Origin of the sequence: Citrobacter braakii (genome assembly GCF_002075345.1) — a bacterium.
In the GTDB taxonomy this organism is placed as follows: domain Bacteria; phylum Pseudomonadota; class Gammaproteobacteria; order Enterobacterales; family Enterobacteriaceae; genus Citrobacter; species Citrobacter braakii.
In genome coordinates this window covers 52,892-73,510 of the sequence record NZ_NAEW01000007.1, presented here as the reverse complement: position 1 = coordinate 73,510, position 20,619 = coordinate 52,892, and the positions used below count along the sequence as shown (strand labels likewise).

General features: G+C 52.3%; 21 protein-coding genes. 10 read left to right on the top strand and 11 right to left on the bottom strand.

Annotated features, from left to right (window positions below; genetic code table 11):
* Nucleotides 1-8: 8 nt before the first annotated feature.
* Complete coding sequence (ribB, locus tag BZK42_RS16075) at nt 9-662, top strand: 3,4-dihydroxy-2-butanone-4-phosphate synthase (RefSeq protein WP_016154529.1); 654 nt, start codon at nt 9-11, stop codon at nt 660-662.
* An 83-nt stretch (nt 663-745) separates the two neighbouring features.
* On the opposite strand, the gene dsbI is transcribed toward ribB, so the two are convergent.
* From dsbI to BZK42_RS16060, 3 genes are read right to left on the bottom strand one after another with little or no spacing between them, the layout of a single operon-like run.
* Nucleotides 746-1,423, bottom strand: coding sequence for a protein-disulfide oxidoreductase DsbI (dsbI, locus tag BZK42_RS16070; protein WP_053388752.1), 678 nt, complete (start codon nt 1,421-1,423; stop codon nt 746-748).
* Nucleotides 1,424-1,437: 14 nt separating this feature from the next.
* Nucleotides 1,438-2,106, bottom strand: a complete 669-nt coding sequence (locus BZK42_RS16065) for a thiol:disulfide interchange protein DsbA/DsbL (RefSeq protein ID WP_019077701.1) — start codon at nt 2,104-2,106, stop codon at nt 1,438-1,440.
* A gap of 23 nt (nt 2,107-2,129) precedes the next feature.
* On the bottom strand, nt 2,130-3,926 hold the full coding sequence (locus tag BZK42_RS16060; RefSeq protein WP_053388753.1) for an aryl-sulfate sulfotransferase: 1,797 nt from the start codon (nt 3,924-3,926) through the stop codon (nt 2,130-2,132).
* A 397-nt stretch (nt 3,927-4,323) separates the two neighbouring features.
* Between BZK42_RS16060 and BZK42_RS29060 the strand changes: the two genes are divergently transcribed.
* Entirely contained in the window at nt 4,324-4,500 is a 177-nt protein-coding gene (locus tag BZK42_RS29060) for a hypothetical protein (RefSeq protein ID WP_016154525.1), read from the top strand.
* Nucleotides 4,501-4,565: 65 nt separating this feature from the next.
* Here the strand turns inward: BZK42_RS29060 and zupT are convergent, their stop codons facing one another.
* Complete coding sequence (zupT, locus tag BZK42_RS16050) at nt 4,566-5,339, bottom strand: zinc transporter ZupT (protein WP_016157488.1); 774 nt, start codon at nt 5,337-5,339, stop codon at nt 4,566-4,568.
* Nucleotides 5,340-5,486: 147 nt separating this feature from the next.
* On the opposite strand from zupT, the gene ygiD reads away from it, so the two are divergent.
* Entirely contained in the window at nt 5,487-6,275 is a 789-nt protein-coding gene (ygiD, locus tag BZK42_RS16045) for a 4,5-DOPA-extradiol-dioxygenase (protein WP_047358648.1), read from the top strand.
* Between the two features lie 85 nt (nt 6,276-6,360).
* Here the strand turns inward: ygiD and BZK42_RS16040 are convergent, their stop codons facing one another.
* From BZK42_RS16040 to tolC, 3 genes are all read right to left on the bottom strand, one after another.
* Nucleotides 6,361-7,521, bottom strand: a complete 1,161-nt coding sequence (locus tag BZK42_RS16040; protein WP_019077698.1) for a glutathionylspermidine synthase family protein — start codon at nt 7,519-7,521, stop codon at nt 6,361-6,363.
* Between the two features lie 5 nt (nt 7,522-7,526).
* Nucleotides 7,527-8,204: a DUF1190 family protein gene (locus BZK42_RS16035; RefSeq protein ID WP_016154521.1), complete on the bottom strand. Its 678-nt coding sequence runs from the start codon at nt 8,202-8,204 to the stop codon at nt 7,527-7,529.
* A gap of 147 nt (nt 8,205-8,351) precedes the next feature.
* Nucleotides 8,352-9,830 carry an outer membrane channel protein TolC gene (gene tolC / locus BZK42_RS16025; protein ID WP_094168678.1) on the bottom strand — a complete coding sequence of 493 codons (1,479 nt, stop codon included), beginning with the start codon at nt 9,828-9,830 and terminating at the stop codon, nt 8,352-8,354.
* A gap of 199 nt (nt 9,831-10,029) precedes the next feature.
* Here tolC and nudF point away from each other — a divergent pair, with 199 nt between their 5' ends.
* Genes nudF through parE form a run of 5 tightly spaced genes read left to right on the top strand, consistent with a single transcriptional unit; the run spans nt 10,030 to nt 14,435 of the window.
* Entirely contained in the window at nt 10,030-10,662 is a 633-nt protein-coding gene (gene nudF / locus BZK42_RS16020; protein ID WP_019077696.1) for an ADP-ribose diphosphatase, read from the top strand.
* A complete protein-coding gene (locus BZK42_RS16015; protein ID WP_003024582.1) occupies nt 10,659-11,081 on the top strand; it encodes a DUF1249 family protein in 423 nt (140 codons plus the stop codon). Before nudF ends, BZK42_RS16015 begins: the two co-directional genes overlap by 4 nt.
* 24 nt (nt 11,082-11,105) lie before the next feature.
* Nucleotides 11,106-11,933 carry a 3',5'-cyclic-AMP phosphodiesterase gene (gene cpdA, locus BZK42_RS16010; RefSeq protein WP_016154517.1) on the top strand — a complete coding sequence of 276 codons (828 nt, stop codon included), beginning with the start codon at nt 11,106-11,108 and terminating at the stop codon, nt 11,931-11,933.
* Nucleotides 11,933-12,514, top strand: a complete 582-nt coding sequence (yqiA, locus tag BZK42_RS16005) for an esterase YqiA (protein WP_003024575.1) — start codon at nt 11,933-11,935, stop codon at nt 12,512-12,514. Before cpdA ends, yqiA begins: the two co-directional genes overlap by 1 nt.
* Before the next feature lie 28 nt (nt 12,515-12,542).
* Nucleotides 12,543-14,435 (top strand): DNA topoisomerase IV subunit B, encoded by a 1,893-nt coding sequence (gene parE / locus BZK42_RS16000; protein ID WP_003024571.1) that lies wholly within the window; start codon nt 12,543-12,545, stop codon nt 14,433-14,435.
* A 100-nt stretch (nt 14,436-14,535) separates the two neighbouring features.
* Here the strand turns inward: parE and BZK42_RS15995 are convergent, their stop codons facing one another.
* The 4 genes from BZK42_RS15995 to qseB form a co-directional block, all read right to left on the bottom strand.
* The gene (locus BZK42_RS15995; RefSeq protein WP_016154515.1) at nt 14,536-14,850 is read right to left on the bottom strand and encodes a putative quinol monooxygenase; all 315 of its coding nucleotides are present in this window, start codon (nt 14,848-14,850) and stop codon (nt 14,536-14,538) included.
* 30 nt (nt 14,851-14,880) lie between these two features.
* Nucleotides 14,881-15,462 carry an NAD(P)H-dependent oxidoreductase gene (locus tag BZK42_RS15990; RefSeq protein ID WP_016154514.1) on the bottom strand — a complete coding sequence of 194 codons (582 nt, stop codon included), beginning with the start codon at nt 15,460-15,462 and terminating at the stop codon, nt 14,881-14,883.
* A gap of 109 nt (nt 15,463-15,571) precedes the next feature.
* Complete coding sequence (qseC, locus tag BZK42_RS15985; protein ID WP_080859503.1) at nt 15,572-16,921, bottom strand: quorum sensing histidine kinase QseC; 1,350 nt, start codon at nt 16,919-16,921, stop codon at nt 15,572-15,574.
* A complete protein-coding gene (qseB, locus tag BZK42_RS15980; RefSeq protein WP_080859502.1) occupies nt 16,918-17,577 on the bottom strand; it encodes a quorum sensing response regulator transcription factor QseB in 660 nt (219 codons plus the stop codon). The genes qseC and qseB overlap by 4 nt, the downstream gene beginning before the upstream one ends.
* 152 nt (nt 17,578-17,729) lie before the next feature.
* Here qseB and BZK42_RS15975 point away from each other — a divergent pair, with 152 nt between their 5' ends.
* Both BZK42_RS15975 and parC read left to right on the top strand, forming a co-directional pair.
* On the top strand, nt 17,730-18,125 hold the full coding sequence (locus BZK42_RS15975; RefSeq protein WP_016154511.1) for a YgiW/YdeI family stress tolerance OB fold protein: 396 nt from the start codon (nt 17,730-17,732) through the stop codon (nt 18,123-18,125).
* Nucleotides 18,126-18,243: 118 nt separating this feature from the next.
* Entirely contained in the window at nt 18,244-20,502 is a 2,259-nt protein-coding gene (gene parC / locus BZK42_RS15970) for a DNA topoisomerase IV subunit A (RefSeq protein WP_016154510.1), read from the top strand.
* The last annotated feature ends 117 nt before the right edge of the window (nt 20,503-20,619 follow it).

Below are 20,619 nucleotides of genomic sequence, written 5' to 3'. Positions count from 1 at the left end.
TTTTTACCATGAATCAGACGCTACTTTCCTCTTTTGGTACGCCTTTCGAACGTGTTGAACTTGCGCTGTCTGCGCTGCGTGAAGGACGCGGTGTGATGGTGCTTGACGACGAAGATCGTGAAAACGAAGGCGATATGATTTTCCCGGCAGAAACCATGACTGTTGAACAGATGGCTCTGACCATCCGTCACGGCAGCGGTATTGTATGCCTGTGCATCACTGAAGACCGACGCAAACAGCTCGATCTGCCAATGATGGTGGAAAATAACACCAGCGCTTACGGTACCGGTTTTACCGTGACCATTGAAGCCGCAGAAGGCGTGACTACCGGCGTTTCCGCTGCGGACCGTGTTACTACGGTGCGTGCGGCAATTCAGGATGGCGCTAAACCTTCCGATCTTAACCGTCCGGGGCACGTTTTCCCGCTGCGTGCTCAGGCAGGTGGCGTGTTGACCCGCGGTGGTCACACTGAAGCAACCATCGACCTGATGACGCTGGCAGGGTTTAAACCGGCAGGCGTGCTGTGCGAACTGACCAATGACGATGGCACCATGGCGCGTGCGCCAGAATGTATCGAATTTGCCGGCAAGCATAATATGGCGGTAGTTACTATCGAAGACCTGGTGGCTTATCGTCAGGCGCATGAGCGCAAAGCCAGCTAATCGCAAATTACCACGTTAGTCGCGGTAAGCATAAAAAACCGAAGCCATCTTCCAGGCTTCGGTTTTTTTGTTTCTTGCTCCGATTATTTGGTTCTCACCCGCTGTAATGCCCATGCGCCGCTCATAATGACGAGCAACAGTAAGCACAAACTAAAGGCCAACAAACAGGCCTGCGCCATGTTCATAAAATGCCAAGGCGGGATCAGATACCAGCCTTCTGACTGCTGGTACAGATCGACAAACCACTTTTGCGTACTGCTGAGCGCCACGCCGTCGGGAACAATGGGAGCGTCATAGCCGCAATCTCCTGTGGGTTTAAACCACTCCGGTGCCCAGTTGGCCAGAGGCAAATTAAAAGGGAATGTCGGATCGGTGGAGCATCCCTGTACGCCAAACAGCGAATCCGGGTCCGGGTTATGTACAGCATAATGAATGCCGTTAAGTTTGATGGAGAACTTAATGCCCAGGATGCTGCCGTAAAATGCCGCGATACAACCGATGAGCTTCAGAACAACATTTTTGGGGTTGATTGCCGCAATCAATCCGCCAAAAACCATCACCAGCATGGCAAAGCGAATGTAGACACATTGTTCGCAGGGGGCCATGTAGAGATAGATTTGGAAGAACGAATGCGCCAGAATAATCAATCCACCCATTGCGCAAGCCATCAACAGCCACAGAAAGCGCTGTTCCTGCCATCTCACCAGGGTATCAACCGGTGTATTACATAAGTCTCGCCACGATCCTTTTATGAAAGCCATAGCCGGGTCCCTGTTTATTTTTTCGCGAGCTCTCTGACAAGCTCAGCCATGGAATCAATAGATTTGATATTTTTGGTGTAGATCAGGTATTTACCATTGACGACGTAAGCCGGAACGCCCTGGATTTTGGCGACATCATATGCTGCTTTCCATTTCTCCAGCGTTTGCTGGACGGCTGGATCCTTCAATGCCGCGTCAAAATCAGCCTGGCTCATGCCCGCTGCATCCAACCCTGTTTTGATGAATGAGGCGGGATCTTTACCCTCTGACCAGCGCTCTTTCTTATCGTGGTAGGCGGCGTAATAAGCGAACTTGGCTTTTTTAAACTGTGATTTGGCGTCAAACAATGAAATACCTGCAGCCATGTCCCTGGCAATCATTACGGCAAAGATTTCGCTGGCCTGTTTACCGTATTCCCCTTTGGTTTCCAGATGAAACGGAGTGAAAGTAACGACATCGGCGACTTTGTCTGACACGGGCCCTGTCACGGCTTTATCATATTTGTAGCAAAATGGGCAGGCGTAACTGAATACTTTGATCAACGTCTTATCGGCGTTGGGAATTGGTTTTTCCAGAACCATATAATCAGTGCCTTCAGTAAACGCTGATGCTGCAAACGGTGAGGCAAGCGCGGCGGTTAATACCACGCTTTTAAATAATGAAGTGATCCATTTAGATGACATAATTAATCCTTAATCTAATGTAATTATTTAAACATTTGGCGTGGATGAACCAGCAATGCACGGTAGTGAGTTTGATTTGGCTTATCGGACAGGACATTAATTTCGACTTTGACTTCTTTTGTTTTGTAGTCAATTTCGTTGATTTTGCCGATGGTTGGCTGTCCAACGTCAAATAAATTAATCGAACCACCAAAGCCAAACATGGTGTCGCGATCTTTTTGATATTCGATAACCGAGGTGATAGGGCTATAAAAATCATAACCGCGCTCTTTTCCGTACTCCCAAATTTGCTGGACGGTCCCTTTTTTCTCGTCAATTTTATATTCGACGAAACGGGAGTATTTCATTGTTGGTAACGCCGGTTGTTCGAGTCCGCGGCCATCGCCGTTGTCAAAAATGGTAAGCGTTCCTTTGCTGGAGAGCCATGCGGTGTGTTGAGTGTAGGTAAAATCGAAATCGGTATTCTCGCACTTGCCATTTTCATCACATTTCAGTGCGTTGCCTTTATCATCAATCGGTTTTAACAGCTTGCTTGCCAGCGCCTTATTCCAGCCTTTAGACGGTGCAAGGATCCACTTCACCTGTTTATCGCGACCGATTTTGACAACCCCCTGATGGCGGGAAGAGATAATGATGGCGTCGTCTTTGGCGTCAAAGGCGATGGAGTTAACGTGCGCCCAGTTACGACCCGCACCCACGCCGAGGGCGTCACCGTAGGGGGTATCTGGCTCCAGTTTTGCCTGCTGGCCGGCATGAGCGAGGTCCACGTTGACGCATACCGCGCCCGCATCCAACGCACCCAGCAGTGCATCACGCATCGGATCGAGAATTTTTGTCAGATCCCACACGTCAACAACACGACCGGATTTGTCGACTTCAATAATCTGGTCGCGGATAGTTTGGACGTGAATGCCATCTTCCTTGCGATAGTCCCGTTTACCCACGCGAAGCAGTACGGTGCCGTTCACCGTTTCGACGGACTCATGCGATGCGTCGAGGAATCCGCGCGGCAGCTTATGGTCGGCCAGAATCTGGCCCATCATATCGAATTCATACCAGTGCTGGCCCTGTACGGCGGTGAAGGTGCCGCGCGGTGTCTCTCGTATGCCCATCAGGTAACCGCGCTTGTTGATATCCATGTCATGACCGTCATAGAAAGTGTCCTGATCCAGCCACCAACGATATTCACCTTCCGTATCAACGACAAAGGTAAAGGGTGCGATATCAAAGGGTAATGCGCCACCGGCCGGACCTGCATCCAGGATACCGGCATTTTTATCTTTTTCACCATGCCAGTGGAATTCTGCGCCCTGCGCGGTAAAGGTGTGGGTATTCACCAGATAGAGACGGTCTTCAAAGCCAGGTGCGACCTTAATAACGTTTGTTTGCTGTAAATCGGAAATAGAACGGTTATCCATGTAGTGATTAACGATGGCAGATGTTTGCACCACGTAATCTTCCTTGATGGCCTTGCCATTTTCTTTATATTCAACAGTGACCTTATTAGCGAACTTTTGATAAAGGCCAAAAATAGGAACCCCATCGTAGGTGGCGAGGGATTCTTTGCCGACGGCATAGGTAATTGGGACTCCTTTTTCACCTTTACCATGAACGGTAACTTTAACATCCGAAATAACGTGACTATCTAATTCAACCAGTGCGGTAAGAGGGGCGTTTCCGTATGGGTCAACGATTATCGCACCCAATTTTCCTGCGGGCTGGGCTGGTTGGAAACCAGCGGCAAATGAATTACCTGCGACAAAGCCAAACGTCAGTGCAAGCGTTCCGGCTAGAAGTGTTTTTCGGTACTGTGTAAACATGGATATATCTCCTTATATTATCTTTAGATATAACAGTGCTGAATATATTATGTTTTTACGATGTGAATATAATAAAAAATGGTATTGCCGATGCTACTTTTATGGTGAATATATTAATATTGATGAGGTGTATTATTTTGCAGGCGCTAATTTTTATTATTTTTTGGATGGTATGAGTGCGTTATTTTAAGGGCAATATTTATTATTGCGCAGTGTGATCTTGTCGACATTGTTTTATTTTTTATAACGGTGTTAACTATTTGTATAGCTGCTGGTTTATATGATCGAAATCATATATTTGTTTCTGGAATATGCCACTATAGGAGTATGTCAGAATAAGGTTGTGTAAAATTTTAACGTTAAATGTTTAATGATGTTAAATTTTAAGGGTAAAAGAATGTTTATCGCCTGGTACTGGATTGTATTAATTGCACTCGTTGCAGTTGGTTATTATTGCCATATGAAGCGTTATTGTCGGGCATTTCGGCAAGACCGGGATGCATTACTCGAGGCGCGAAACAAACTCTTTCGTCGTTCTGGCGAAGATAACAGCGCGGTTAAGGAACAGGAATAGTCCTTCACGTTCTGCTATGGATGAGCGGATGCTGTAAATTAGCAGGGTGGCATCCGCCCTCTGAATTAGCCGATCCCCATGGACTGGAGGATGACAAGACTTAACCCCATCACCGACATTCCACAAAGTACCCCATAGCTGGGATTATTATTCGGGTCGATCTCTTTTGCCAACGGCATTAGCTCATCGACGGACAGCGCCACCATAATTCCTGCGACTGCTGCCATTATTGCCGCCATCACCACCGGCGAGATCAGGCTCCCCAGAATTAACCACGCCAGTACGCCACCCAGGATTTCCGCCATGCCCGAGATCCCGGCCCAGAATATCGCCGTACGTTTGGAGCCCGTGGCTGCATAGACTGGACCCGCAACGGCTAATCCTTCAGGAATATTGTGTAATGCGACGGCAAGGGCAATACCAAAGCCCAGCTCGAGGTTGCTGCTGGCGGTAACAAACGTCGCTATCCCTTCCGGGAAGTTGTGCAGGCTAATGCCGAGCGTTAATAAAATCGCGGTACGTTTAATGGAGCCGGGCAGAGGCCGCGTGGTTTTCTGTACCAGATCCTGAGGGTGCGCGTGCGGCAATAGGCGGTCCAGGCCAAAGTATCCCAGTAAGCCAACGATAAACATTCCGTAGCCCAATACCGGCGACATACCTTCAGCAGCCAGTGCGGCTGGGAGCATCTCCATCAGTGAGATCAGTAACATAATCCCTGCGGCGAAGCCTAACGAAAAGGCGAGTACGCGGTTGGAGGGTTTTTGCCCTAACACGCCGAGAAATGCGCCGATAAACGTGGCGGCGCCTGCCAGTAAAGTCAGAAGTAAAGGTACTGACATCGACAAATAAAACTCCTTATCAATCTGCTGTCCGGGTTGGATCGTCAAAATAACTGATGATCTTCATCATGGTTATCTGAGTTCTTCATCAGCCGAATAAGCGTATTGTGGTGGTATCAAAATGACTCCCTCAGTAAGGATATCATCATGTCTTCAACTCGTATGCCAGCATTGTTTTTGGGCCACGGTAGCCCGATGAATGTTCTGGAAGATAACGTTTATACCCGCGCCTGGCAGCAACTGGGGGAAACGTTGCCGCGCCCGAAAGCCATTGTGGTGGTCTCGGCGCATTGGTTCACTCGTGGCACGGGCGTGACGGCGATGGAAGCGCCTAAAACAATCCACGATTTTGGCGGTTTTCCGCAGGCGCTGTATGACACCCATTACCCGGCTCCTGGATCACCGGAACTGGCGCAGCATCTGGTTGACTTGCTGGCCCCAGTGCCCGTTACCTTAGACAAAGAGGCGTGGGGTTTTGACCACGGTTCATGGGGCGTGCTGATCAAGATGTACCCGCATGCGGATATTCCGATGGTGCAGCTGAGCATTGACAGTACCAAACCTGCGGCCTGGCATTTTGAAATTGGCCGCAAGCTGGCGGCACTGCGTGATGAGGGCATTATGCTGGTAGCCAGCGGTAACGTGGTGCATAACCTGCGCACAGTGCGTTGGCACGGTGAGAACACGCCATATCCGTGGGCGACTTCATTCAACGAATATGTTAAAGCAAACCTGACATGGCAGGGACCGGTTGAACAGCACCCGCTGGTGAACTATCTCGATCATGAAGGGGGATCGTTATCGAACCCGACACCGGATCACTATCTGCCGCTGCTGTACGTATTAGGTGCCTGGGACGGCAAAGAGCCGGTGACTATTCCTGTTGACGGGATTGAGATGGGAAGTTTGAGTATGTTGTCGGTGCAGGTCGGATGATAAATGCCCGATGGCGCTGCGCTTATCGAGCCTACAGTTCATGCTGTAGGCCGGGTAAGACGCAGCCACCACCCGGCACTCTCAGTCATTCGACAAAAATATGCGGATAGAAACGCGAGAGATCCTGCGTGATCAACGCGCGGTCTTCGCGAATGCCAATGCCAGCTGGTTGATCGTTGATTAGCCAGCTGCCGATCAACATATAGCTGTCGCCAAACTTCGGTAGCTGATGGAATTGCTGCACGATCATACCTTCTTCGCCGTACGGCCCTTCCACTGCTTCGATCGTTTTACCGTTTTCGATAATTGAAACGTTCGCGCCTTCACGTGAGAAGATCGGCTTTACGACGAATTTATCCATCTGAGGATAGTCATCTTCGGCGAAATACGCAGGCAGCAGATTCGGATGATCCGGGAACATTTCCCACAACAGCGGTAATAACGCTTTGTTGGAGATGATGCTCTTCCAGGCTGGTTCCAGCCAGCGAACGCCAGCGTCTTCCAGCTTAGTGGAGAACATTTCGCGCAGCATGAATTCCCACGGATAGAGCTTGAACAGGTTAGCAATGACCTGATCCTGCATATCCGTGAACTGACCTTTTTCACCAAGACCAATATCTTCGACATAGAGGAATTCAGTGGCGATTTCAGCTTCTGCAGCGCAATCCTGCAGATACTGGATCGTTCCGCGATCTTCCACCGTATCGCGACAACAGGTCAGATGTAGCAACTGAAAACCATACTGCTCACGCAGCTCGGCGAAACGCTCGATCAGCTTTTCCTGCAGACTGTTGAATTGATCGCTGCCTTCCGGCAGGTTGCCTGCATTGAGTTGGTCTTCCAGCCAGATCCACTGGAAAAACGCAGCTTCGTACAGAGAGGTTGGCGTATCGGCGTTGTTTTCTAACAGCTTAGGCTCGCCCGTGCCGTCCCACGCCAGATCGAGACGCGAATAGAGCGACGGCTGCTGTGTCAGCCAGGACTGGCGGACAAAGCCCCAGGTATGCTTCGGAATGCGAAACTTGGTCATCAGCTCATCGCTGGCGATGACCCTTTCCACCACTTTGAGACACATTTGATGCAGCTCTGCGGTGACCTCTTCCAGCTTTTCGACCTGAGCAAGCGTGAGCTTATAATACGCATCCTCACACCAGTACGGCTCGCCGTACATAGTGTGAAAGTTGAAACCGTATTCGGTGGCTTTATCGCGCCAGTCCGGGCGCTCAACAATACTGACTCTTTCCATGACGATCAGCCGCCCATTGAACGAGTGGTAGTACCGCTTGCGCTACGCTGCATGGTGCTCTGTTTAGCCACAGATTCGCCAAATCCACCGCGGGTTACGGTAGAGGTGGTAGCCGGTTTCGGCGCCATGGCGGTTTTCGGTACGGTCATGGTGCGACCTGGCGTTGCGGCGCCGTAGTTTTTACCGCCGGCATCCGTATATTTGCCGTATGCCGGGCTGGCCGGATTTTTCGAGCTGAACAGCGGCTGCTGAGCGCCCATACCGCCACCCATCATGCGGCCCATCATATAGCCTGCCATCAGCGGCATCCAGAAGCTGCCGCTGCTTTGATTCTGCGCCTGAGCCTGACCTTCACCGGTCGGCGCCATGCCCGCTTGTGCAGGTGCCTGTTGGCACTGGCCTTCGCCGAATTCAGCGATACAGTCTTCGCGAGTGGCGTATTTTGGCGCGGTGCGTTCAGCTTCTTTCAGCGCATTGTTAAACGCGGTGGTACATTCGGCGCTTTTACCCGGATTAGCTGCAGAGCAGTCGTCCGCGTTCTGATAAAGCGAAACCGTTTCGTCACTCTTTTCACAGCCCGCGAGCATAAAAACAGCGGTAACTGCCAGAGCGACAGGAGTCAGGTGGCGCGCGCTCCAGCTTTTGCGGAACGAGGCGTGATGTATAGATTTTGTCCGTTTCATTTATGTCTTCCAGGACCCAGTGGTAACTCTGCTCAGAATAGAGGATGACTGGTCGAAATTGAAGCGGGAAGAGGCGAGAATGCGGAAGAAGGGGCGGATCTTTACGTTGCCTTACGTTCAGACGGGGCCGAAGCCCCGTCATCAGCATCAGTTACGGAACGGGTTGTTACCGTTGCTGCTGGTTGAACGTGCAGCCGTTGGTTGAGCCGCAGGCATATTGCCGTTGCTGTTAAAGTCATTCACAGCGGCATCTTGCTGCGGATTTTGCGGCGCGACGCTATCCGGAGAAGTCGGGATCGGTTTACCCAGCGTATTGTTCAGCGCCACCAGATCCTGCTCGTTCAGCGTACCGAGCGCAGATTTGACGTTAAGCTGGTTGATAAGATAGGTATAACGCGCATTCGCCAGTTGCTGCTTGGCGTTGTACAGCGTGGTGGTGGCATCCAACACATCCACGATGGTACGGGTACCTACGGAATAGCCTGCTTCCATCGCATCTAAAGAGCTTTGGGCAGAGACAACCGCTTGTTTGTACGCGTTAATGCTACTGATAGAAGCATTAATGTTGTTGAACGAAGAACGCACGGTTTGCACCACGCTGCGGTGCGCGCTTTCCAGTTGTTCGCTCGCGCCAACAAAGTTGTACTGCGCTTGTTTCACCTGCGAGTTAACCATCCCACCCTGGTACAGCGGCAGCGAGAAGTTCAGACCGATTTTGTTCTGGCCCATGTTGCTGTCGTCATACTGGGAGGTGTTGGTTTTCGACCCGTTGTAGGAGGTGTCAGAAACGCCGGTAGAGGCGGTCAAACCCAGCGTCGGTAAGTGACCATCCTGCGCCAGACGAATCTGTTCACGCGCCAGATCCTGGCTCAAACGAGCCTGCAATAATGAGAGGTTGCGGTTTTCTGCTTCTTTCAGCAGCGCGTTCACCGCCTGCGGTTTGTTGGTTTTAAAGCCATCAACGTTCAGCGAAGCCAGTTCCGGGTAGTAGTTACCGGTCACCTGGCGCAGCTGTTCTACCGCGTTGTCGAGATTGTTACGCGCGGTAACTTCGTTCGCCAGTACGGTATCGTATTGTGAACGGGCGTTCTGTACGTCAGTGATGGCGACCAGGCCCACGTTAAAACGCTGTGTGGTCTGATCTAACTGACGATAGACCGCATCTTTCTGTGCCTGAGTGTAAGACAGCACGTCAATCGCGTTCAGTACGTTAAAATAAGCGGTAGCGGTATTCAGGATCAGCGTTTGCTGATCGGTCTGATACGTTACGTCCTGGATGCCTGCTGCTTTTTCTTGCAGCGTCAGGGCACGCCATTTAGACATGTCGAACAGCGTCTGAGTCAATTGTAATGACGCGCTGGTTGCGTTGGAGTTGACGCCATTTGCATCACGGTAGCCATTGCTGTAGGTGTAATCGGCACCTAAACCTAGTTGCGGCAGTAATGGGCTACGCGCTTCGTTAATTTTTTCGAATGCAGCATCGCGATCGGCGGCGGATTTACGCAATTCCGGGTTGCTCAGGCGTGCTTGCTGATAAACCTGCATCAGGTTTTCAGCCTGGCTCAAAGTAGTGAACCCCGACAGGCTCAGGCCGATAAGGATGGGGAGCAATTTCTTCATTTGCATTCCTTGTTGTGAAGCAGTATTTAGCGCTGATCAAATTGTAAAAATATTTGCTGATTCTAGCAGAATCCGCCACTTCAAAAAGTTGGCGTTACGTGCCATACGGCGTTAATTTGCATCAATTTAACACAAGGGCGTTCAAACATCAGTCAAACGACCTTGAAATTCACATTTTAATCACTATTGGTTTCAGGACAGCACAATGCGTAAACCAGACAACTTGCCAATGACTTTCACTAAAAATGATGTAGAAATTATTGCACGAGAAACGCTATACCGCGGTTTTTTTTCACTGGATCTTTATCGGTTCCGCCATCGCCTGTTTAACGGCGGTATGAGTGGTGAGGTAAAGCGCGAAATTTTTGAGCGCGGACACGCGGCAGTCTTGCTACCCTTTGACCCTGAGCGGGACGAAGTTGTTCTGGTCGAGCAGATCCGTATCGCAGCGTTTGATACCAGCGAAAGTCCGTGGCTCCTGGAAATGGTGGCCGGAATGATTGAAGAGGGCGAAACCGTTGAGGAAGTGGCTCGTCGTGAAGCGATGGAAGAGGCCGGGCTGGAAGTTAAACGTACCAAGCCCGTTCTGAGCTATCTGGCAAGCCCTGGCGGCACCAGTGAGCGCCTGTCTATTTTAGTTGGCGAAGTGGACGCCACGACCGCGAGCGGGATCCACGGTCTGGCTGATGAAAACGAAGATATTCGTGTTCATGTGGTGAGCCGGGAGCAGGCTTATCAATGGGTTGAAGAGGGGAAAATCGACAACGCGGCTTCTGTCATCGCCTTGCAATGGTTACAGCTGCACTATCAAGAGTTAAAAACTGAGTGGAAAAAATGAAGCGTTACACACCTGACTTCCCTGAAATGATGCGCCTGTGCGAAACCAACTATTCGCAATTGCGCCGCCTGCTGCCACGTAATGATGCAGCCGGTGAAACAGTGAGCTATCAGGTCGCAAACGCACAATATCGGTTAACGATCGTTGAATCGACCCGATACACTACGCTTGTCGCGATCGAACAAACGGCACCCGCGGTCACTTACTGGAGCCTGCCGTCATTGACAGTCCGCCTGTATCATGACGCGAGGGTGGCCGAAGTGTGTTCGAGTCAGCAGATCTTTCGCTTCAAAGCGCGGTATGATTATCCAAATAAAAAGTTGCATCAACGCGACGAAAAGCATCAAATTAATCAGTTTCTGGCCGACTGGTTACGGTACTGTTTAGCACATGGAGCGATGGCGATTCCGGTTTATTAGCGTCGTGAAACCTAAGGACACCATTTGGAAAGCCTGTTAACCCTTCCTTTGGCTGGTGAGGCCAGAGTCAGGATCTTACAAATTACAGACACTCACCTGTTTGCCGAAAAGCATGAAACGCTGCTGGGTGTAAACACCTGGGACAGCTATCAATCCGTACTGGATGCAATACATGCAGAGTCGCCTGAATACGATCTGATCGTCGCGACTGGTGATTTGGCGCAGGACCAATCCGCTGCGGCCTATCAGCATTTTGCTGAGGGCATCGCAAGCTTTCGTGCGCCCTGCGTTTGGCTACCGGGCAATCACGATTTTCAGCCGGCAATGTACAGCGCGCTACAGGACGCGGGGATCTCACCCGCTAAACGCGTCTTTATTGGTGAACAGTGGCAAATCCTGTTGCTGGACAGCCAGGTGTTCGGCGTTCCCCACGGTGAATTAAGCGAATTTCAGCTCGAATGGCTGGAACGTAAACTTGCCGATGCGCCTGAGCGCAATACTTTGCTGCTTCTGCATCATCATCCTCTGCCAGCAGGTTGTAGCTGGCTCGATCAGCATAGCCTGCGTAATGCCGCAGAGCTGGATAACGTGCTGGTGAATTATCCTCGTGCCAAGTATTTGTTGTGTGGGCATATTCATCAGGAACTGGATTTGGACTGGAACGGACGCCGCCTGCTGGCGACGCCGTCGACCTGTGTGCAGTTTAAGCCACACTGTTCCAACTTCACGTTAGATACCATCAGCCCCGGCTGGCGGACGTTGGAGCTTTTTGCTGACGGGACGTTGCAGACGCAGGTACGCCGTCTGCAGGGTAATCGGTTCCACCCTGATACCGCTTCAGAAGGCTACTGATGTCTACGCTTCTTTATCTTCACGGATTTAATAGTTCTCCTCGTTCGGCGAAGGCATGTTTGCTGAAAAACTGGCTGGCGGAGCATCATCCGCACGTTGAGATGATCGTACCCCAGTTGCCACCGTATCCGGCCCAGGCCGCAGAGATGCTGGAATCGATCATTCTTGAACATGGCGGAGAGTCGCTGGGAATTGTCGGTTCCTCGCTAGGAGGCTATTACGCCACCTGGCTGTCGCAATGTTTTATGCTGCCCGCGGTGGTGGTGAACCCTGCTGTCCGACCTTATGAACTGCTGGTCGACTATCTCGGTCAAAACGAGAACCCCTACACGGGGCAGCAATATGTGCTAGAGTCACGCCATATTTACGATCTTAAAGTCATGCAGATTGACCCGCTGGAAGCGCCGGATTTGATCTGGCTGCTTCAACAAACGGGCGATGAAGTGTTGGACTACCGCCAGGCGGTGGCGTATTACGCCTCCTGCCGCCAGACAGTTATTGAGGGCGGAAACCACGCATTCACGGGCTTCGAAGATTATTTCAACCCGATTGTCGATTTCCTTGGACTGCACAGTTTCTGACGATCAATTCGAATTGCTTATTTAAACCATGACGCAAACTTATAACGCTGATGCCATTGAGGTACTCACTGGGCTTGAGCCGGTACGCCGTCGCCCGGGGATGTACACCGATACAACCCGTCCGAACCATCTTGGACAGGAAGTGATTGATAACAGTGTGGATGAAGCACTGGCGGGCCACGCAAAACGCGTGGACGTGATTTTACATGCCGACCAGTCTCTGGAAGTTATTGATGATGGCCGCGGCATGCCGGTAGACATTCACCCTGAAGAGGGCGTTCCGGCGGTAGAGCTGATCCTCTGTCGTCTGCACGCAGGCGGTAAGTTCTCCAACAAAAACTATCAGTTCTCTGGTGGTTTACATGGGGTAGGGATCTCCGTGGTCAACGCCCTGTCGAAGCGTGTGGAAGTGAACGTGCGCCGCGACGGGCAGGTGTACAACATCGCGTTTGAGAACGGCGATAAGGTGCAAGATTTACAGGTTGTCGGTACCTGCGGTAAACGCAATACCGGAACCAGCGTGCACTTCTGGCCGGATGAAAGCTTCTTTGACAGCCCGCGTTTTTCCGTTTCGCGCTTAACGCACGTACTGAAAGCCAAAGCGGTGCTGTGCCCAGGCGTTGAGATCACCTTTAAGGACGAGGTCAATAACAGTGAACAGCGCTGGTGCTACCAGGATGGCCTGAATGACTATCTGAGCGAAGCGGTGAATGGCCTGCCGACGCTGCCGGAAAAACCGTTTATCGGTAATTTCAGCGGTGAAACAGAAACCGTGGACTGGGCGCTGCTCTGGCTGCCGGAAGGCGGCGAGCTGCTGACTGAAAGCTATGTGAACCTGATCCCAACCATGCAGGGCGGTACGCACGTTAACGGCCTGCGTCAGGGTCTGCTGGATGCAATGCGCGAGTTCTGTGAATACCGCAATATTCTGCCGCGCGGCGTGAAGCTGTCGGCGGAAGATATCTGGGATCGCTGTGCTTACGTGCTGTCAGTAAAAATGCAGGATCCGCAGTTTGCCGGACAAACCAAAGAGCGCCTCTCTTCGCGGCAGTGCGCGGCATTCGTCTCTGGCGTGGTGAAAGATGCTTTCAGCCTGTGGCTGAACCAGAACGTGCAATCAGCCGAACTGCTGGCTGAGATGGCGATTTCCAGCGCCCAGCGTCGTCTGCGTGCGGCGAAAAAAGTGGTGCGTAAGAAGTTGACCAGCGGTCCGGCGTTGCCGGGGAAACTGGCGGACTGTACCGCACAGGATCTTAATCGCACCGAACTGTTCCTCGTCGAAGGTGACTCGGCGGGCGGATCGGCGAAACAGGCGCGCGATCGTGAATATCAGGCGATCATGCCGCTGAAAGGTAAGATCCTCAACACCTGGGAAGTCTCTTCCGATGAAGTGTTGGCTTCGCAGGAAGTTCACGATATTTCGGTGGCGATCGGCATCGATCCGGACAGTGATGATCTGAGCCAGCTGCGCTACGGTAAGATCTGTATTCTGGCGGATGCGGACTCCGATGGTTTGCATATCGCCACGCTGCTGTGCGCGCTGTTTGTAAAACACTTCCGTACGCTGGTGAAACACGGTCACGTCTATGTGGCGCTGCCGCCGTTATACCGTATCGACCTCGGTAAAGAGGTGTATTACGCGCTGACGGAAGAAGAGAAAGCGGGCGTGCTGGAGCAGTTAAAGCGCAAGAAAGGCAAGCCGAACGTGCAGCGCTTTAAAGGTCTGGGTGAAATGAACCCGATGCAGCTGCGTGAAACCACGCTGGATCCGAATACCCGCCGCCTGGTGCAGCTCATCATCGATGACGAAGACGATCAGCGTACCAACGCAATGATGGATATGCTGCTGGCCAAGAAGCGTTCTGAAGATCGCCGTAACTGGTTGCAGGAGAAAGGCGACCTGGCGGATCTCGAAGGGTAATTGACCGTGAATGCCTGGTGGCGCTGGGCTTACCAGGCCTGAGGATTGCAATATAAGCCGGATACGTCTGTTTATGGCGTTATCCGGCAAATCGACAATCTTAAATGCCAGACTCCAGAATACGAATACTCATGTCCAGCACGTCGCCTTTCACGGCTTCGCTATAGGCTTTCATATGCGGTGTCTGCAAATGCGCTTCAAGATGCGCAATGCTTTCCCACTGTTCAACCATCACGATTGAGTCCGGGGCTGTGGTCTGAAAACTGACGCCAGCAGCATGATCGACCATCGGCGCGTAGCCGTGGCAGCCTTCCTCTTTCAGTACGGTTGGAACGATTTTAGCGAATTGATCCAGTACCGCCTGGCGGTGATGTTGACCTGGACGTGTACGGATTTCTGCAATAACGGTAAGCATGGTTAACTCCTTCTAATTCCAGGTTACCAGTTAACCAAAAATTTCGCTCAGATGCTTGCGATATTCTGCGATATAACGCGGGACGTCCGGCATTTTAATCACGTCATTGGTGATAAAGGTCGGCAGCGCTTCCATTCCCAGGAACTGGTTTGCTTTATGGAACGGGAGATAAACGCCATCAACGCCAACGCCATGGAAGAACTGATCTTTTTCAGTGAAAGCTTCCATCGGTGCGTTCCAGGTCAGTGACAGCATGTATTTTTTGCCCTGAATCAGCCCACCGGAGCCGTATTTTTTAGACGCATCTGAACGCGTGCGACCATCGCTGGCGTACAGCGTACCGTGACCTTCGGTAAACACGTCATCAATGTATTTTTTCACGGTCCACGGCGCACCCATCCACCAGCCAGGCATTTGCCAGATAACCACATCGGCCCAGACGAAGTTCTGTACTTCATCAGAAATGTCATAGTCGCTGTCGGCGCGCACGATTTTAACATCATGCCCGAGGTCGCGCAGAAGGCCATCCGCGACCTCGGTCAGGGTGTCGTTTAACTGACCGTTGGAGTGGGCGAATTTTTTCGCACCATTGATAATCAGAATGTTGCTCATTTTGTGTCCTCAGGGAAATACGTTTGAAGACGATTTTACCCCTACCAGCGACGCGGTGAAATTAGCAAAATGTGCAAAGTCTTTTGCTATTTGAGCAATAATAACGCAATTACCAACTGACCTTCGCTTCAAAGCCACCTTGCGGAGCGTTGCCAAACGAGGCTGACATTCCATGCAATATTGCGATACGGCGGACAATCGATAGGCCGAGACCGCTGCCGGTCACGCTTTGTCCCGGTGGACGATAAAAGCGTTCCCCGATGTGCGTCAGGACCTCTGGCGCAACGCCAGGACCATTATCCTTGACGCTAAAATTACGGGCGTTGAGCGTCACTTCCACAATGCTACCCCGCGGGCTGTAGCGGATCGCATTATCCAGCAGATTTCGTACCATCAGGCTCAGCAACAGCGGCTGTCCTGTGCGCATGATGTTGTGCACGTTAATCTGCAAACGTACGTCGATGTGCGCCTGCTGGGCTGGATGGTAGATATCCATCACCGCGGATTGCAAAAGCTCCTCCAGCGAGATTTCCGCCACATCCTGAAGATTGTCGAGGGAGTCGAGGCGTGAAAGTGTCAGTAACTGATCGACCAGTCGGGTGGCGCGTTCAATTCCCGCATGCAACTGTACCAGCGCTTTTTCCCGCGTTTGCGGGTCGTCGTCTGACAGTTGCACCACTTCTGTTTGTACTTTCAGCGCGGTCAACGGGCTGCGCAGCTCGTGGGCAGCATCAGAAGTGAAGCGCCGTTCGCGGACCATCATGGAATGGGTGCGGGTAAACAACTGATTGAGCGATTCAACCAACGGGCGTACTTCGCTTGGCACACCTTTCGGGTCGAGCGGCTCCTCCGATTCCGGTGAGCGCCAGCGCAGAGCCTGCGCCAGTTTTTTCAGCGGCCAGAGTTCACGGCTAATCATGACCACCAGGATTAGCAACATCAGCGGCAGCGCAATCAACCACGGTGTTAACTGGGCGGTGACGATCGACAGCGCCATATCCTCTCGATACTCCCACTCCTGGCCTACCACAATGCGGTATTTGCCGTCAGCGGAATTCAGCCACAGAAAACGCCATGCGTCGTTGTCCCCCTTGAGTTGGCCATCGGTAAAGCCTTCGCGGGTGTAGCTGTAGGGAATATCCTGGCCGTTGTCGCCATCGTGCAATACCATTTTGCCGTCGATGGTGAAGATGGCAAACGTCAGCGCGTCGTCATCAATATGGCCGTGCTTGAGCTTCTTCGGCGTGCGAGCCATATTGCTTGAGGTGGTGACGTCGCTGATATCCAGCGTGCTAAGCCGCTTGGCGAACAACATCAGTTGGGTATCAAACAGCTCATCGACATTGTCGGTGGTCTGCTTCCAGGCTACAAAGCTCGAAACGGCCCAGGTTGCCGATGCCAGAATCAGAAAAATAAGCGTTAGCCTGATGCGCAGGCTGAGGCGTTGTGTGAGTTTCATGCGTCACCCAGGGTGTAGCCAATGCCATGCACGGTACGGATAAAGTCGCTGCCGAGCTTACGGCGTAAGTGATGGACGTGTACCTCAATCGCATTGCTGGAAACGTTTTCGTCCCAGGTATACAGTTTTTCTTCAATCAGTTTGCGGGGCAGGACGCGACCCTTATTGCGCATCAGCAGTTCCAGTAGCGCGAACTCTTTGGGTTTGAGAGACAAAGGCTCATCTGCCGACGTGGCAACCAGCGCGCCGGGATCAAGCGTCACCTGGCCATGGCGCAATATGTTGCTCGCCTGGCCGCTGGCACGGCGCACCAGTGCCTCCAGCCTGGCGGCAACTTCGATCAGCGCAAAGGGTTTGCACAGATAGTCATCCGCGCCGAGACGCAGACCCTCAACGCGTTCCGCCAGCGCGTCGCGAGCGGTCAGAATCAGCACTGGCTCCTGCTTCCCGTTGGCTCGCCATTCGCGCAAGATGTCCCGTCCGTCGATTCCTGGCAGCGTCAGGTCGAGGATCACCGCATCATAAGGGGCGCTGTAGAGCGCTTCTTTCCCCTGGCGACCCTCGGTAAACCAGTCGATGCTGAAACCCATTTTACTCAGACCTGTTTTCAGGCCGTCGCCGATCAATGTGTCATCTTCGATCAGTAAAATACGCATATGTTCTTCCCTGCAGCCGCTCTCATTAGCCTCAGTAAACCTTGTGACTACAGCCTCTGTACAGCAAAAAAAGTATCTTTTTTTGCCTTAAGAACTTGTTAAGGATTAACTTATTTAATAGTCGTAAACCAAAATGAAAGGGAGACATGACGATGAAAAAATTAGCTGCAATGGTTGCTGTAATGGCACTGTGTTCCGCACCTGTTCTGGCAGCGCAGCAGGGCGGTTTCTCTGGACCGACAACCACCACGCAAAGCCAAAATGGCGGATTTGTCGGCCCGAATGGTAGCAGCGCGACGGTAGAAAGCGCCAAATCACTGCGTGATGACACTTGGGTTACCCTGCGCGGGAACATCGTTGAGCGTATTTCCGACGACCTGTATGTGTTTAAAGATGCGACCGGCACGGTGAATGTGGATATCGACCACAAGCGCTGGAACGGCGTAACCGTCACACCGCAGGATGTGGTTGAAATCCAGGGTGAAGTGGATAAAGACTGGAACTCCGTTGAAATCGACGTGAAACAGATTACCAAAGTTGCCAAATAATCCCCATCAGGGCCGCACTCGTGGCCCTTTTCTTTGTGACTCAACACGCCAGATAGGGTAGTATCTGCGGCAATATTGCCCTTCAATAGAGGGGTACAAAGTTGAGGAACCACGATTAATGAGCGATATGGCAGAGCGCCTGGCGCTGCATGAATTCACGGAAACCGCCTATCTGAACTACTCCATGTACGTCATCATGGACAGGGCGTTGCCGTTTATTGGCGATGGTTTGAAACCCGTTCAGCGTCGCATCGTGTACGCGATGTCCGAACTGGGGCTGAATGCCAGCGCCAAATTTAAAAAATCCGCCCGTACCGTCGGTGACGTACTGGGTAAATACCACCCACACGGCGACAGCGCTTGTTATGAAGCGATGGTGCTGATGGCGCAGCCGTTCTCTTACCGTTATCCGCTGGTCGACGGGCAGGGGAACTGGGGGGCGCCGGACGATCCGAAATCCTTCGCGGCGATGCGTTATACCGAATCCCGCCTGTCTAAATATGCGGAAGTTCTGCTGGGTGAACTTGGACAGGGAACGTCGGACTGGGTGCCAAACTTCGACGGCACCATGCAGGAACCGAAGATGCTGCCTGCGCGTCTGCCAAATATTCTGTTGAACGGCACGACCGGTATTGCCGTTGGTATGGCGACGGACATTCCGCCGCATAACCTGCGTGAAGTGGCGAAAGCGGCGATTACCCTGATTGAGCAACCGAAAACGACGCTGGATCAGTTGCTGGACATCGTGCAGGGGCCGGATTACCCGACCGAAGCGGAGATCATTACCTCGCGGTCGGAGATTCGTAAGATTTACGAAAACGGACGTGGCTCCGTACGTATGCGCGCGGTATGGACGAAAGAAGACGGCGCGGTGGTGATTTCCGCACTGCCGCATCAGGTTTCCGGGGCAAAAGTGCTGGAGCAGATCGCCGCTCAAATGCGCAATAAAAAGCTGCCGATGGTAGACGACCTGCGCGACGAATCGGATCACGAAAACCCGACCCGTCTGGTGATTGTCCCGCGCTCCAATCGTGTGGATATGGAGCAGGTGATGAACCACCTGTTTGCCACCACCGATCTGGAAAAAAGCTACCGCATCAATCTGAATATGATCGGTCTTGATGGTCGTCCGGCGGTGAAAAATCTGCTGGAGATCCTCACCGAATGGCTGGCGTTTCGCCGCGATACCGTACGTCGTCGCCTGAACTATCGTCTGGAAAAAGTGCTTAAACGCCTGCATATCCTTGAAGGTTTGCTGGTGGCGTTCCTCAACATTGACGAAGTGATCGAAATTATTCGTCATGAGGATGAACCTAAGCCCGAGCTGATGTCGCGGTTTGGCATTTCTGAAACCCAGGCTGAAGCCATTCTTGAGCTGAAATTGCGCCACCTTGCCAAACTCGAAGAGATGAAAATCCGCGGCGAGCAGGATGAGCTGGCGAAAGAGCGCGATCAGCTGCAAGGCATTCTGGCTTCTGAGCGTAAAATGAGTAACCTGCTGAAGAAAGAGCTGCAGGCTGATGCCGAGGCCTATGGCGACGAACGCCGCTCTCCGCTGCAGGAACGTGAAGAAGCGAAGGCGATGAGCGAGCACGACATGCTGCCGTCAGAGCCAGTGACCATTGTGCTGTCTCAGAGTGGTTGGGTGCGTAGCGCGAAAGGCCACGACATTGATGCGCCGGGATTAAGCTATAAAGCGGGCGACAGCTTTAAGTCTGCGGTGAAGGGTAAGAGCAACCAGCCAGTGGTGTTCGTGGACTCGACCGGACGCAGCTACGCCATCGACCCGATTACGCTGCCGTCGGCGCGTGGACAGGGTGAACCGCTGACCGGGAAGCTCACGCTGCCGCCGGGCGCGACGGTTGAGCACATGCTGATGGAAGGCGACGATCAGAAACTGCTGATGGCATCCGATGCGGGTTACGGTTTCGTCTGCACCTTTAACGACCTGGTAGCTCGTAACCGTGCTGGTAAGGCATTGATTACGCTGCCAGAAAATGCGCGCGTTATGCCGCCGGTTGTGATTGAAGATGAAACCGATATGCTGCTGGCAATCACCCAGGCCGGTCGCATGTTGATGTTCCCGGTAAGCGATTTACCGCAATTGTCAAAAGGCAAAGGGAACAAGATTATCAATATCCCTTCAGCGGAAGCGGCGAAAGGTGAAGATGGCCTGGCGCAGCTCTACGTGCTGCCGCCACAAAGCACGCTGACTATCCACGTCGGTAAGCGCAAAATTAAACTGCGTCCTGAAGAGTTGCAGAAAGTGACCGGCGAGCGTGGCCGTCGCGGTACGCTAATGCGTGGTCTGCAGCGTATCGATCGCATTGACATTGACTCGCCTCGACGCGCCAGTCACGGCGACAGCGAAGAATAACGCTACCGTCCGGCTCTCCCTGTTTTAGCCCGGGGAGAGCCAAGGTTAAAAATTCCCGTGAAACCGTTGTTTATTCGTGCGTTGCGATTAACAATACGCTTTTCCAGAGAGCCGCCC

What these genes read in the sequence shown, in the direction of transcription:
- ribB (WP_016154529.1), top strand. Translation starts at nt 9, where the DNA reads ATGAATCAGACGCTACTTTCCTCTTTTGGTACGCCTTTCGAACGTGTT.
- dsbI (WP_053388752.1), bottom strand. Translation starts at nt 1,423, where the DNA reads ATGGCTTTCATAAAAGGATCGTGGCGAGACTTATGTAATACACCGGTT.
- BZK42_RS16065 (WP_019077701.1), bottom strand. Translation starts at nt 2,106, where the DNA reads ATGTCATCTAAATGGATCACTTCATTATTTAAAAGCGTGGTATTAACC.
- BZK42_RS16060 (WP_053388753.1), bottom strand. Translation starts at nt 3,926, where the DNA reads ATGTTTACACAGTACCGAAAAACACTTCTAGCCGGAACGCTTGCACTG.
- BZK42_RS29060 (WP_016154525.1), top strand. Translation starts at nt 4,324, where the DNA reads ATGTTTATCGCCTGGTACTGGATTGTATTAATTGCACTCGTTGCAGTT.
- zupT (WP_016157488.1), bottom strand. Translation starts at nt 5,339, where the DNA reads ATGTCAGTACCTTTACTTCTGACTTTACTGGCAGGCGCCGCCACGTTT.
- ygiD (WP_047358648.1), top strand. Translation starts at nt 5,487, where the DNA reads ATGTCTTCAACTCGTATGCCAGCATTGTTTTTGGGCCACGGTAGCCCG.
- BZK42_RS16040 (WP_019077698.1), bottom strand. Translation starts at nt 7,521, where the DNA reads ATGGAAAGAGTCAGTATTGTTGAGCGCCCGGACTGGCGCGATAAAGCC.
- BZK42_RS16035 (WP_016154521.1), bottom strand. Translation starts at nt 8,204, where the DNA reads ATGAAACGGACAAAATCTATACATCACGCCTCGTTCCGCAAAAGCTGG.
- tolC (WP_094168678.1), bottom strand. Translation starts at nt 9,830, where the DNA reads ATGCAAATGAAGAAATTGCTCCCCATCCTTATCGGCCTGAGCCTGTCG.
- nudF (WP_019077696.1), top strand. Translation starts at nt 10,030, where the DNA reads ATGCGTAAACCAGACAACTTGCCAATGACTTTCACTAAAAATGATGTA.
- BZK42_RS16015 (WP_003024582.1), top strand. Translation starts at nt 10,659, where the DNA reads ATGAAGCGTTACACACCTGACTTCCCTGAAATGATGCGCCTGTGCGAA.
- yqiA (WP_003024575.1), top strand. Translation starts at nt 11,933, where the DNA reads ATGTCTACGCTTCTTTATCTTCACGGATTTAATAGTTCTCCTCGTTCG.
- parE (WP_003024571.1), top strand. Translation starts at nt 12,543, where the DNA reads ATGACGCAAACTTATAACGCTGATGCCATTGAGGTACTCACTGGGCTT.
- BZK42_RS15995 (WP_016154515.1), bottom strand. Translation starts at nt 14,850, where the DNA reads ATGCTTACCGTTATTGCAGAAATCCGTACACGTCCAGGTCAACATCAC.
- BZK42_RS15990 (WP_016154514.1), bottom strand. Translation starts at nt 15,462, where the DNA reads ATGAGCAACATTCTGATTATCAATGGTGCGAAAAAATTCGCCCACTCC.
- qseC (WP_080859503.1), bottom strand. Translation starts at nt 16,921, where the DNA reads ATGAAACTCACACAACGCCTCAGCCTGCGCATCAGGCTAACGCTTATT.
- qseB (WP_080859502.1), bottom strand. Translation starts at nt 17,577, where the DNA reads ATGCGTATTTTACTGATCGAAGATGACACATTGATCGGCGACGGCCTG.
- BZK42_RS15975 (WP_016154511.1), top strand. Translation starts at nt 17,730, where the DNA reads ATGAAAAAATTAGCTGCAATGGTTGCTGTAATGGCACTGTGTTCCGCA.
- parC (WP_016154510.1), top strand. Translation starts at nt 18,244, where the DNA reads ATGAGCGATATGGCAGAGCGCCTGGCGCTGCATGAATTCACGGAAACC.